This is a genomic window from Flavobacterium sp. (assembly GCF_036741995.1).
Classification (GTDB): domain Bacteria; phylum Bacteroidota; class Bacteroidia; order Flavobacteriales; family Flavobacteriaceae; genus Flavobacterium.
In genome coordinates this window covers 1-12,618 of the sequence record NZ_DAINRG010000060.1, presented here as the reverse complement: position 1 = coordinate 12,618, position 12,618 = coordinate 1, and the positions used below count along the sequence as shown (strand labels likewise).

General features: G+C 36.8%; 10 protein-coding genes. 7 read left to right on the top strand and 3 right to left on the bottom strand.

Annotated elements, in window-relative coordinates; all coding sequences use genetic code 11:
- Positions 1-177: 177 nt before the first annotated feature.
- Entirely contained in the window at positions 178-384 is a 207-nt protein-coding gene (locus tag V7D82_RS12360; RefSeq protein WP_333601287.1) for a hypothetical protein, read from the bottom strand.
- 78 nt (positions 385-462) lie between these two features.
- On the bottom strand, positions 463-2,052 hold the full coding sequence (locus V7D82_RS12355) for a peptide chain release factor 3 (protein ID WP_333601286.1): 1,590 nt from the start codon (positions 2,050-2,052) through the stop codon (positions 463-465).
- A gap of 255 nt (positions 2,053-2,307) precedes the next feature.
- On the opposite strand from V7D82_RS12355, the gene V7D82_RS12350 reads away from it, so the two are divergent.
- Genes V7D82_RS12350 through V7D82_RS12335 form a run of 4 tightly spaced genes read left to right on the top strand, consistent with a single transcriptional unit; the run spans position 2,308 to position 7,523 of the window.
- Entirely contained in the window at positions 2,308-4,275 is a 1,968-nt protein-coding gene (locus tag V7D82_RS12350) for a peptidylprolyl isomerase (protein WP_333601285.1), read from the top strand.
- Between the two features lies 1 nt (position 4,276).
- Complete coding sequence (locus tag V7D82_RS12345) at positions 4,277-5,125, top strand: hypothetical protein (protein ID WP_333601284.1); 849 nt, start codon at positions 4,277-4,279, stop codon at positions 5,123-5,125.
- Entirely contained in the window at positions 5,109-6,518 is a 1,410-nt protein-coding gene (locus tag V7D82_RS12340) for a peptidylprolyl isomerase (protein WP_333601283.1), read from the top strand. Before V7D82_RS12345 ends, V7D82_RS12340 begins: the two co-directional genes overlap by 17 nt.
- Before the next feature lie 51 nt (positions 6,519-6,569).
- Entirely contained in the window at positions 6,570-7,523 is a 954-nt protein-coding gene (locus V7D82_RS12335) for an AAA family ATPase (RefSeq protein ID WP_333601282.1), read from the top strand.
- Here the strand turns inward: V7D82_RS12335 and V7D82_RS12330 are convergent.
- Positions 7,520-8,653 (bottom strand): hypothetical protein, encoded by a 1,134-nt coding sequence (locus V7D82_RS12330; RefSeq protein ID WP_333601281.1) that lies wholly within the window; start codon positions 8,651-8,653, stop codon positions 7,520-7,522. The two genes, V7D82_RS12335 and V7D82_RS12330, sit on opposite strands and share 4 nt — an antisense overlap.
- 23 nt (positions 8,654-8,676) lie before the next feature.
- Here V7D82_RS12330 and V7D82_RS12325 point away from each other — a divergent pair, with 23 nt between their 5' ends.
- The 3 genes from V7D82_RS12325 to V7D82_RS12315 form a co-directional block, all read left to right on the top strand.
- Entirely contained in the window at positions 8,677-9,813 is a 1,137-nt protein-coding gene (locus tag V7D82_RS12325) for an acyltransferase family protein (protein WP_333601280.1), read from the top strand.
- The gene (locus tag V7D82_RS12320) at positions 9,803-10,921 is read left to right on the top strand and encodes an acyltransferase family protein (RefSeq protein ID WP_333601279.1); all 1,119 of its coding nucleotides are present in this window, start codon (positions 9,803-9,805) and stop codon (positions 10,919-10,921) included. The genes V7D82_RS12325 and V7D82_RS12320 overlap by 11 nt, the downstream gene beginning before the upstream one ends.
- A gap of 163 nt (positions 10,922-11,084) precedes the next feature.
- Positions 11,085-12,618: aconitate hydratase (locus tag V7D82_RS12315; protein ID WP_333601278.1), on the top strand; the 1,534-nt coding region annotated here is incomplete at its 3' end.

Genomic DNA, 12,618 nt, shown 5'->3' with positions numbered 1-12,618 from the left:
GTATAATTGATATTAAACTAAAAGCCTCTTCAGAAATGAAGAGGCTTTTTTATTTTGTATATAGTTTACTTTTATCGATATGAAGATTCTATACTAGTCTATTCACTTTAAAAAGATAATCATATAGAAAAGTTGTTACTAAAACAAAAAAAACGCTCCGGTTGAGGAGCGTTTTAATTATATTATTTTTTTATTTCTTTGCTTTAAAGTCTTGAAAGCTAAAACCAATCCTAAAAACAGCAATATAATTAGTTTGCTATTTATAGGAGCCGGTGGAGGGTCATTTCCTTCTAGGCCACCATCACCAGTGTCTCCCTGCGCATAAGTCATTACATCAGAAATAAGGAAGAATGCTAATAAATAAAATTTTAATGTGTTTTTCATAGAAACTATTATAATCTGGTTACGAAGATACTAATCATTTTTTAACTTAAAAAATTTACCTAGATTTTTTAGGGTTAATTAATCAAATTCAGAAGTAAAGTATAATTTGACATTTGGGAATTTGCTTTGTGTCATTTGAATGGTAAATTCAGAGTCAGCTAAGAAAACAAGTTGTCCGTACTTGTCATGCGCTAAGAATTTTTGCTTTATTCTTTTAAATTCTCTGAACTCTTCACTCTTAGGGTCATTAGGTTTTACCCAGCAAGCTTTATGAACTGGAAAATTTTCATAGCTGCATTTAGCTCCGTATTCATGTTCTAAACGATATTGAATTACTTCATACTGCAATGCTCCAACTGTTCCAATTACTTTTCTGTTATTCATTTCTAATGTGAACAACTGGGCAACTCCTTCATCCATCAATTGGTCGACACCTTTGTCTAATTGTTTTGCTTTTAACGGATCGGCATTGTTGATATACCTGAAATGTTCCGGAGAGAAACTCGGAATTCCTTTGAAGCTCATTACTTCTCCTTCGGTCAGAGTATCTCCAATTTTGAAATTTCCGGTATCGTGTAGCCCTACAATGTCGCCTGGATAAGAAATGTCAACGATTTCCTTTTTCTCGGCAAAAAAAGCATTCGGACTGGAAAATTTTAAATTTTTGTTCAATCGAACATGAGTGTAGGGTTTATTTCTTTCAAAAGTACCGGAAACAATTTTTACAAACGCTAATCGGTCTCGGTGCTTTGGATCCATGTTGGCATGTATTTTAAAAACAAAACCACTCATTTTTTCCTCTTCGGGTTTTACTAAACGGGTTTCCGATTCTTTCGGTCTTGGCGCTGGAGCAATTTCGATAAAGCAATCCAACAACTCTCTGACACCAAAATTATTTAATGCTGAACCAAAAAATACCGGCTGTAAATGGCCGTTTAAGTATTGTTCTCTGTCAAATTTCGGATAAACTTCATTAATTAATTCCAGTTCTTCTCTAAGTTTCACAGCTGGTTTTTCCCCAATTATCTTTTCTAATTCAGGGCTGTCAATGTCCGAAAAAGCTATAGTGTCTTCAATATTTTTACGGCTGTCACCACTAAAAAGATTGATGTTTTGTTCCCAAATATTATAAATTCCCTGAAAGTCATACCCCATTCCAATAGGAAAACTCAAGGGCGTAACGCTCAATCCTAATTTTTGCTCCACTTCATCCATCAAATCGAAGGCATCTTTTCCTTCACGATCCAGTTTATTGATGAAAACAATCATCGGAATGTTTCGCATTCTACAAACTTCCACCAATTTCTCGGTTTGCTCCTCAACTCCTTTCGCCACGTCAATTACCACAATAACACTGTCAACAGCCGTTAAGGTTCTAAAAGTGTCTTCGGCAAAATCCTTGTGTCCTGGTGTATCCAGAATGTTGATTTTTTTATTTTTATAATTAAAAGCCAATACCGATGTCGCCACAGAGATCCCTCTTTGACGTTCGATTTCCATAAAATCGGATGTGGCGCCTTTTTTGATTTTATTGTTTTTAACAGCTCCCGCCTCCTGAATAGCCCCTCCAAAAAGTAACAGTTTTTCAGTTAAAGTTGTTTTTCCGGCATCGGGATGCGATATAATTCCAAAGGTTCTGCGACGTTGTATTTCTTTTAAAAAACTCATGATTTTCAATAAATAGTTTGCAAAAATACTATTATTTACCCATTATTTAGGTATGAAATGCAGCTCTATTTTTTTTGTGGTTATTCCTATTTGAGTTTGTGTTAATAAATTTTTGTTAATACTAAGCACGATGCTTGTATAATGTGTTTGAATTGTTACTTTTGTTGATTGTTAGGCTAATAAACTAAAGGCATTTTAGGGTGTTGTCCAACATAAAATTTAAGTGTAAATTTTTTTATCAGAAATTATAAAAGCATGAGTTTAAAGCAGTTTTTTTTCGGATTGTTCTTTTTAGTATCCCTTGCAAGTATTGCGCAAAAAAGTTCTAAAGAAGTTTTGTTTACCATCAATGAGAAACCTTATTACACGGATGAATTTGCCAGAGTTTATAAAAAGAATCTGGATTTAGTAAAAGACGAATCACAAAAAGATTTGACACAATATTTAGAGCTTTTTGTAGGTTACAAATTAAAAGTCAATAAAGCCTACAAATTAGGATTGCAAAATAATCTGCCTTATCAAAATGAGTTGAAATCCTATCGAACTCAATTGGCCAAAAACTATTTTAACGATACCAAAATCACGCAAGCGCTTATAGAAGAAGGATACAACCGCCTTCAAAAAGAAATCAAAGCATCACACATTTTAATTTTAGTTGATGAAAATGCTTTGCCGGCTGACACATTAAAAGCCTACAAAAAAATTGAAGATATTAGTAAAAAAGCTTTGGCTGGAGAAGATTTTGGAGCTTTAGCCGCTCAATATTCGGAGGACCCATCTGCTAAAGAAAATAAAGGAGATTTAGGATATTTCACGGCGTTCAGAATGGTTTATCCTTTTGAAAGCGCCGCTTATAATACGCCTAAAGGAAAAGTTTCTAAAATTATCAGAACCCGTTTTGGTTACCACATTATAAAAGTAGATGACATCAGACCTAATCGTGGGGAAGTGACCGTAGCTCATATCATGATTTTAAATCCAAAACCGGAAGATGCCGATCAGGATAAGGCTAAAAATACGATTAACGATATCTACAAAAAAATTCAGCAAGGTGAAAAATTCGAAGATTTAGCCAAGCAATTTTCGGAAGACAAATCATCTTCCTCAAAAGGGGGTGTGTTGAATAAATTTGCTTCGGGTCAATTGAGCTCTGAAGAATTTGAAAATGTAGCTTTTTCATTGAGCGCACCAAACGAAATCTCAAAACCATTTCAAACCCAATTTGGTTGGCACATTGTCAAGTTGATAGAGAAGAGCCCGTTGAAAACTTTGGACGAAATGAAAAATGAGTTAGAGACTAAAATCGGAAAAGACGACCGATCGAAAAAAATCACCGCATCGCTTAATGAAAAACTGAGAAAGAAATATGCTTATAAAAAAGATGCCAAACAGTTTGCGATACTTTCAAAATTGGTAACTAACGATTTCTATGATAGCAAATGGACTCTTCCGGCTAATGCCAAAGATTACACGGCTCCATTATTAACTATCAATGACAAGAAAATTGATGGGAAAGCCTTTTTGGATTTCGTAGACAAACAACAGAAATCTGGATTAGCCGTTAAGCCGTTGTCAAAATTGACAGATGCCTTATACGATAAGTTTTTAGACGAACAATTGACCAATTATTATGACGATAATTTAGAAAATGAATTCCCGGAATTTGCCAACGTGATGGAGGAATATCGTGACGGATTATTGCTTTTTGATTTGATGGAAAAAGAGATTTGGGATCGATCTAAAACGGATACTATTGGCTTACAAAAATTCTACAATGACCACAAAATGGAGCACATGTGGAAAAAAAGAGTTACCGCTACCATAATATCTTCGACCAAAATGGATGTGATTAAAAGTGCTTTGGCGATGTTGAAGAAAAAAGCAGAACCACAAGCCATCAAAGACAAACTTAACGTAAACAATGTTGTGAATGTCATGACAAACAGTGGCGTTTTTGAAGAAGGAAGCGATGCTTTGCCAAAAGGAATTAAATACGAAGTGGGCATTTCGGATATCTTCAAAGAAGGGGAATATTATTTTGTAACCAAAGTGGATAAAGTATTGCCAGAAGAAGTGAAAACATTGGAAGAATGCAAAGGCAAAGTAGTCAATGATTACCAGCAATATTTAGAACAACGATGGGTTGATGATTTGAAACAAGAGTTTACGGTGAAAATAAACAAAGACGTTTTTGACCGAGTTAAAAAACAGCTGAATCCTTAAGATGATTAGAAATAGTTTTTTCTTATTGTTGTTGATGGCCTGTTCCTGTAACTATTTCAAACCGGAACAAAAGCCTGAATCAATTGCCAGAGTAGGAAAAAATTACCTCTATAAAAGTGACATCGCCACGCTTGTTCCTGCAGGAACTTCCAAAGAAGACAGTATATTGCTGGTAAGGGATTTTATAGACCGATGGGCCAGTCAAAAATTGTTAATCGATGCCGCTGAGCGAAATCTCAGTGAAAACAAAAAGAAAGAATTCAATGCTTTAATCAGGCAGTATAAGATTGATTTATATACCAAGGCTTACATAGACGAAGTCGTAAAAAACACGGTAGATACTATCGTAGGCCAAGAAGAATTAAAAAAGTATTATAACGAAAACAAAGAAAATTTTAAAACCAACGGCACCTTAGTACGATTGCGATTTGTCAATCTGGCCAAAGAGAATCCGCGTTTTGAAACCATAAGAAGTAAGTTCTTTGATTATAATAAAAAAGATAAAAAGTTCTGGGATACCTACGCGTTACAGTTCAAAAGTTTTGCCATGAACGACAGTGTTTGGGTAGATATGAGCCAAGTGTATGTCAAGTTACCCGTTATAAATCCGGACAATAGGGACGAGCTGATGCAGGCCGGTAAAAAAATACAAATCCAGGACAAAGGAGATGTCTATTTAATAAAAGTGACTAACGTCATAGATAAAAATCAAATTTCCCCATTTGACTATATCAAACCCACTTTGAAAGAAGTGATATTGAACAAACGAAAATTAGAATTGATTAAAAAATTTGAAAAAGAAATCATCGATGATGCCATTAAAAACAAGGATTATGAAACATACAAGTAGCAAACTAACCGCAGTAATTATTACAACACTTTGTTCTGTGTGGTTTGCCAATGCTCAGGAGATTATTAAAGATACGGTGAAAACAAAGCCGCAGACTATCAATCTTCGTAAGCAAAAAGTAGATGGCGTTATAGCAACAGTAGGGGATTATATTGTTCTTGATTCGGATATTGATAAGTCGTTTTTGGAATTGTCAAGCCAAGGAAACTCGGTGAAAGATATCACCCGTTGTCAAATGTTAGAGTCGCTGTTAAAAGAAAAATTATACGCCCACCAAGCGGTTCAGGATAGTATCATTGTCAAAGATGAAGAAGTAAAAGAAAAACTAAACGACCAGTTGAACTATATGGTAGAACAATTGGGTTCGATGGAGAAAGTTGTTCAGTATTTCAAGAAAAATAGCGAAGATGAATTCAGAAGCGAATTGTTTGACATCATCAAAACCAATAAGTTGGGTGCCGAAATGCAAAAGAAAATCGTTGATGCCATAGAAATCACTCCGGAAGAAACGCGTAATTTCTTTAAAGCCATTCCACAGAATGATTTGCCTGTTTTTGGTGCCGAAATGGAAGTGGCTCAAATCGTAGCCGCTCCGAAAATTACGGAAGAAGAAAAACAAAGAGTCATTACCCGACTAAAAGAAATCAAAGCTGAAGTCTTAGCCGGCGCCAGTTTCAAGACCAGAGCGGTGATTTATTCTGATGACAGAGGTTCTGCTTCCAATGGTGGTTTTTATAAAATCAATCGAAAAACCCAATTCGTAAAAGAGTTTAAAGACGTAGCGTTTAGTTTAGGCGAAGGCGAAATTTCAGAACCGTTTGAAACCGAATACGGCTATCATATCATTATGGTGGAAAAGATAAAAGGACAAGAAGTAGAACTGCGCCATATCTTAATGATGCCTAAAGTTTCTGACCAAGCTTTGAAAGATGCTAAAGAAAAAATAGCCTTGATTAAAAAGCGAATCGAAGACGGCGAAATTACTTTTGCTGATGCTGCCCGAACGATGTCGGATGAAAAAGAAACCCGTGCTAATGGTGGAACGTTAATCAATCCAAAAACGCAGGACACGCACTTCGAATTGACAAAAATGGATCCGAGCTTGTACAGCGAAGTGTCTAATTTGAAAAATGGAGCTATCACTTCGCCCATTTTAGATGACGATCCAAGAGCCGGGAAAAAATACAAAATTATCACGGTAACCAACCGAATTGATGAGCACGTTGCTGATTATGCCAAAGATTATACTAAGATTAAAGATTTGGCGTTGAAAGAAAAACAAATCAAAGCCATTAACAAATGGGTTGAAGAAAAAATAAGAGAAACCTATATCAAAATTAACGGTGAATACAGAGATTGTGTCTTTACCAATAAGTGGGTCAAAAAACAATAGTAGTTTAGAGAATTAAAATCCAAATTCCTTAATCCTAAAATCCGAAATATAATGTCTGATGTTGCTGCCATTCAAAATTTAGTTCAAAAAAGAGTTGAGCTTAAAAAAGAAATCTCCAAAATTATTGTAGGTCAGGACGATGTTGTTGACCAAATTTTGCTTAGTATCTTTTCTGGAGGACACGCGCTTTTAGTGGGTGTGCCTGGTTTGGCCAAAACATTGATGGTGAATACCATTTCACAAGCTTTAGGATTAGATTTTAAACGAATTCAGTTCACACCCGATTTGATGCCTTCGGATATTTTAGGAAGTGAAATTTTGGATGAAAGCCGTCAGTTTAAATTCATCAAAGGCCCTATTTTTGCCAATATCATTTTGGCCGATGAGATTAACAGAACACCGCCAAAAACTCAAGCCGCTTTATTAGAAGCCATGCAGGAAAGAGCGGTGACCATTGCCGGTCAAAACTACAAATTAGATTTGCCTTATTTTGTTTTAGCAACACAAAACCCAATTGAGCAGGAGGGAACATATCCTTTGCCGGAAGCGCAATTAGACCGTTTTATGTTTGCCATAAAATTAGATTATCCTTCTTTTGCAGAAGAAGTTTTAGTGGTAAAAAGCACCACTTCGGATGCTAAACCGGTGATCAATCCATTATTCCAGGCACAGGAAATTATCGATTTCCAACATTTGATTCGCCGTATTCCGGTTGCCGACAATGTGGTGGAATATGCTGTGACTTTGGTGGGGAAAACAAGACCTAAAAGTGCTTTAGCTTCTGAATACGTAAACAATTATTTAGATTGGGGCGCCGGACCAAGAGCTTCTCAAAACTTAATTTTAGCCGCCAAAGCCAATGCCGCGTTCAACGGAAAATTTTCTCCGGATATTGAAGATGTCAAAGCAGTAGCGGTTGGAATCTTGCGTCACAGAATCATCAAAAACTACAAAGCTGACGCCGAAGGAATCTCGGAAGAAATGATTATTGCTAAGTTACTTTAGTTTTTTTGAAGTAACTCATCCAACTCTTTATCGTAGAAAAACAAAAACATGCTTCCCATCATATCTTGGGAAACGGTTGTTGTATTGTTGACATCCAATACAATTTCGTAATCGTGATTTTTGTACAGCCAAATGCCTGCTTCTGAAGAAAATGGGGCAATACTGGTTAATCCGGCTTTTCCAATGTGATTGACAATTTTGCTGGTGAAAACCGCTTTCTTTGCAGTCTTGTCATACAATGCAATTTGCGTCGCAAACGGATGCACATGGATGGCAGCAGCATGCAAACGCAGACTGTCCTGTATCTGCAATTGATTGTTTACCTCGCTTCGATAAGTGTTTTTGCCAACAGGAATTACCCAATGTCCTGAGAGTTTATTTCCCTTACCATCATCATAACTGTGGTTTTTAGTTTCCACCGGAATACACTGATTGGTCCCCGGATCTGTGGGCTGTTTGTAAGGATCGTACTTATCATAAGGCAGCATGATAAAAGCTGTGCGGCTCATCAAGGGTTTTAGGTTTTTCTCTTTAGAATAATTGATGTCGACTTCGTGACGGATCCAAAAATTTGCATCAGGCAGATTGTGATTTAGCGATTCGGTAGTCACATAAAGCAACTCGTTTCCTTTCATCGGAACACCGTATCCTTTTGGAAAGTTAAAGTTTTCCATGCCGTGAGACAACGAAGTCAAGCGCGGATATTGAGTCCCGATTCTCTTTTCTAAATGAAACGAACTGTAATATTTCACATCATTAAAATCGATATTGGTATGGCAAATAAAATCCTTCGAAATCGGTTGTAAGGATTTGTTATTGATGGCTTTCACCTGAAAACCCGTTAGCCATAGCACCGTGGAATCCTGCGAAAGCTGTACATAATTAGAGGCTTTTGGCCCTTCCATCGATTTGTAAATGCCATCTATATAAAACTCGGGCGAAATCATTTTATAGGTTTCCAACTTGTTTTCTACCTTCCAATTTGGGTTTACAATCCCTGTTTTTTCAAACAAAAATGATTTTACGATGGCTTTGTGGCGGTTGGGCAATTGCCAATACCAAATTCCACCGGCAAGAAATCCGATTAGGACTAGAACTCCTGAAATTTTATATATCTTTGATTTAGTCATACGCACAAATTTACAGTATTAAAATGATTCAAGCCGATAAGAATGTTTCAAAAAGAGTGTTTGGATTAGACTTTTTAAGGACTATTTCCATTACGATGGTACTGTTTTCCCATTCCTCCTGGATATATAAATCCAGCACTTTTATTGCCAAAGTTAAGGATATGAGCGGTTTTTTTGGTGTCGAGCTTTTTTTTGTGATGAGTGGTTTTTTGGTGGGAAGAATCATTTACAGACAGTTTTTGCACGAAAGCTATACGGCAAAAGATGTTGTTTTATTCTTGAAACGAAGACTTGCCCGGGTATTGCCCAGCTACTATTTGGTCATCCTTATTAATGCGGTTATTTATTTATGTTTTGGATTTTCTTTAGCCAAAGTGTGGCAGTATTTCTTTTTGGCTCAAAACATTTCCCAACCCATTCCGCCTTTCTTTCCTGAGTCGTGGAGCTTGCCAATAAAAGAACTGAGCTATATTTTAGCAGTTTTAGTGCTGTTGTTTTTGGCTACTTTTTCTAAAAAAATCTCTAAGCAAATCCTTTTTCTTAGCACCATTTTGGGTTTGATTCTGCTTTCGCTCAGTTTTAAAATTTATTTCAATCTCAAATTTGACCATGGCGATTTAACTTCTTGGAGCAGAACCATACGTTCCGTAGTGATTTACAGAATGGATAGCGTTTTGTTTGGAGTATTGATAGGTTACGTGAGTTTAAATTATCAGCCTTTTTTGAATAAATATAAAATCGCTTTTATGGGCTTAGGAATGCTGTTGCTTTTCTCGATAGTGTATGCAATTGCCATAGCAAAACTCAGAATGGACAACGCTTCCTGGTTTTGGAATGTGGTTTGTATGCCAATCACATCGCTGGGAATCGTTTTGTTTTTCCCAATTTTAAACAGTTGGAAAACCGCTCCGAAACGAATCGAAAAAGGAGTTCAGATTATCTGTGATTTGTCGTATTCTATTTATCTGATTCATTACAGTATTGTCTTGTTTTTGATGAAATATTTTATTGACACATCTGCTTTTTCAACGATGCAGCTGAATTTCTTTACCTTAGCTTACTTACTCATTACACTGAGTCTGAGTTATGTTTTTTATACGTATTTTGAAAAACCAATCAACAACTACCGCCGACAAAAATTTGAAATAGATGGAAAATAATCAGTTGTCAAAAAGAATTTTCGGGCTCGACTTGATGCGGGCTTTAGCCATTCTTATGGTGGTGTTTGGGCATTGCATTTGGGTTTTGCCGCCTACAAATGGAGTGCTATATCAGCTGCTGGCTTTTTCTAGTTTTTTTGGTGTTGAAATATTTTTTGTATTAAGCGGTTTTTTAATCGGCAAAATTTTATACCAATTGTATCTGAAAAATGACTTTTCCGCGAGGACAGTTCTTTTCTTTCTGAAAAGAAGATGGTTCAGAACTTTGCCCAACTATTATTTAATTTTATTGGTCAATATACTCATCAGCGCCATCATCGGAAATTCCATTTTAGCATTGTGGAAATATTTTGTCTTCTTGCAAAACTTCAACACATCGATGTTGCCTTTCTTTACCGAATCCTGGAGTCTTTCCGTCGAAGAGTATGCTTATGTAGTTTTGCCGATTTTTCTTTTATTTGTCGGAAGTGTCATTAAACCAAAACACAAATCCCGATTTTTTCTGGTAGCCGTTCTGATACTGATCTTGATTTTCTTGGGAAACAAAATGTATTATCAGCAAACCACCACCAATACAGATATAAACCAATGGAATGTTTCGTTGAAACCAGTTGTGATGTATCGGTTAGACAGTATTTTTATGGGGGTTTTGTGTAGTTGGATTTATGCCAATTTTACAGAGTTTTGGCAAAAAAGCAAGCGGTATTTCTTTGTTCTGGGAACGTTTGTTTTCTTGTTTTTATTTATTGGAATTGGTCATTTTGGTCTGCTGATTGAAAAATTTCCGCGACTATGGAATGTTTTTTATTTGCCAATAGTATCCAGTGCTGTGGCTTGCTTTCTCCCTTTTTTATCCGAATGGAAAACAGAAAAGACTGTTTTGTCGAGACCGGTTACGTTCGTTAGTGTGATTTCGTATTCCATTTACCTGCTGCATTATGGAGTTGTGCTGCAGCTACTGAAACATTATTTCCCAATAGAAGGACAAACGACTCTTACGTTGTGTGCGTTTTTATCGATTTACCTTGTGATTACCTTTGTTTTGAGTTCCTTATTATATCGTTTTTATGAAAAACCGATGATGGACTTAAGAGATAAAAATCAATAATATTCATTTTTTGTACTTTATAATGGTGTATTGATAAAAAAGAGATGCCAAAAATCAGCTTTTCGCAAAATAGTAGGCTTGACTAACATATTCGGGTAAAAACTTTTTAGAAGTACAACGTTTTCGTAAATTTGCACAGCAAACAAATAAACCTATATATACTATGGCTTTTGATATTGAAATGATTAAAAAAGTGTACGGTACTATGGCGGCTCGTGTTGACAAAGCAAGAGAGTTAGTCGGAAGACCTTTAACACTTTCAGAAAAGATTTTATATGCTCACTTATGGGAAGGAACGCCTTCTCAATCCTTTGCTAGAGGAAAAGATTACGTTGACTTCGCTCCCGATCGAGTAGCGTGTCAGGATGCTACAGCTCAGATGGCTTTATTGCAGTTCATGCACGCCGGAAAAAGCCAGGCAGCAGTACCAACAACAGTACATTGTGATCACTTAATCCAAGCTAAAGTTGGTGCGACAACTGATTTGGCTGTAGCCAATTCACAATCCAAAGAAGTATTCGATTTCCTTTCTTCTGTTTCCAATAAATACGGAATCGGATTCTGGAAACCGGGCTCAGGGATTATTCACCAAATCGTTTTAGAAAACTACGCTTTCCCTGGAGGAATGATGATAGGTACCGATTCACATACAGTAAATGCTGGTGGATTGGGAATGTTGGCCATTGGTGTTGGTGGCGCTGATGCCGTAGATGTAATGTCAGGAATGTCATGGGAATTGAAATTCCCCAAATTAATAGGAGTGAAGTTGACCGGAAAATTAAACGGCTGGACGGCTCCAAAAGATGTTATTCTTAAAGTAGCTGATATTCTTACCGTAAAAGGAGGGACCGGTGCTATTGTAGAATATTTTGGAGAAGGCGCTACTTCGATGTCTTGTACTGGTAAGGGTACTATTTGTAACATGGGAGCAGAGATTGGGGCTACCACTTCTACTTTTGGTTACGATGATTCGATGCGAAGATATTTAACAGCTACCGGTCGTCAGGATGTTGTAGATGCTGCTGATAAAGTTGCCTCTTATTTAACAGCTGATGCTGAAGTGTATGCTAATCCTGCTGATTATTTTGATCAATTAATTGAAATCAATCTTTCAGAATTAGAACCACACATTAACGGACCATTTACTCCGGACAGAGGAACTCCGGTTTCTAAAATGAAAGCAGAAGCTGCCGCTAACGGTTGGCCGTTAAAAGTAGAATGGGGATTAATCGGTTCTTGTACCAATTCTTCTTACGAAGATATGGCTCGTGCCGCTTCCATTGTAGAGCAAGCGGTTGCTCATGGCATTACACCAAAAGCGGAATTCGGAATCAATCCGGGTTCGGAACAAATCCGTTATACTATTGAAAGAGACGGTATCATCGCTACTTTCGAGAAAATGGGAACTAAAGTATTTACGAATGCTTGTGGGCCATGTATCGGACAATGGGACAGAGCAGGAGCCGATAAAGGAGAAAAAAATACTATCGTTCACTCGTTCAACAGAAACTTTTCCAAACGTGCTGACGGAAATCCAAATACACATGCTTTTGTAACCTCACCGGAAATGGTAGCGGCATTAGCAATTTCAGGAGATTTGTCATTCAATCCGTTAACCGATACGTTGTTGAATGACAATGGTGAAGAAGTGAAATTATTGCCGCCAGTTGGTGATGAATTGCCAAAAAGAGGTTTTG

Bases quoted from the DNA above. Each gene is read 5' to 3' on its own strand.
- V7D82_RS12355 (WP_333601286.1), bottom strand. From the start codon at position 2,052: ATGAGTTTTTTAAAAGAAATACAACGTCGCAGAACCTTTGGAATTATA.
- V7D82_RS12340 (WP_333601283.1), top strand. From the start codon at position 5,109: ATGAAACATACAAGTAGCAAACTAACCGCAGTAATTATTACAACACTT.
- V7D82_RS12360 (WP_333601287.1), bottom strand. From the start codon at position 384: ATGAAAAACACATTAAAATTTTATTTATTAGCATTCTTCCTTATTTCT.
- V7D82_RS12330 (WP_333601281.1), bottom strand. From the start codon at position 8,653: ATGACTAAATCAAAGATATATAAAATTTCAGGAGTTCTAGTCCTAATC.
- V7D82_RS12350 (WP_333601285.1), top strand. From the start codon at position 2,308: ATGAGTTTAAAGCAGTTTTTTTTCGGATTGTTCTTTTTAGTATCCCTT.
- V7D82_RS12325 (WP_333601280.1), top strand. From the start codon at position 8,677: ATGATTCAAGCCGATAAGAATGTTTCAAAAAGAGTGTTTGGATTAGAC.
- V7D82_RS12335 (WP_333601282.1), top strand. From the start codon at position 6,570: ATGTCTGATGTTGCTGCCATTCAAAATTTAGTTCAAAAAAGAGTTGAG.
- V7D82_RS12345 (WP_333601284.1), top strand. From the start codon at position 4,277: ATGATTAGAAATAGTTTTTTCTTATTGTTGTTGATGGCCTGTTCCTGT.
- V7D82_RS12320 (WP_333601279.1), top strand. From the start codon at position 9,803: ATGGAAAATAATCAGTTGTCAAAAAGAATTTTCGGGCTCGACTTGATG.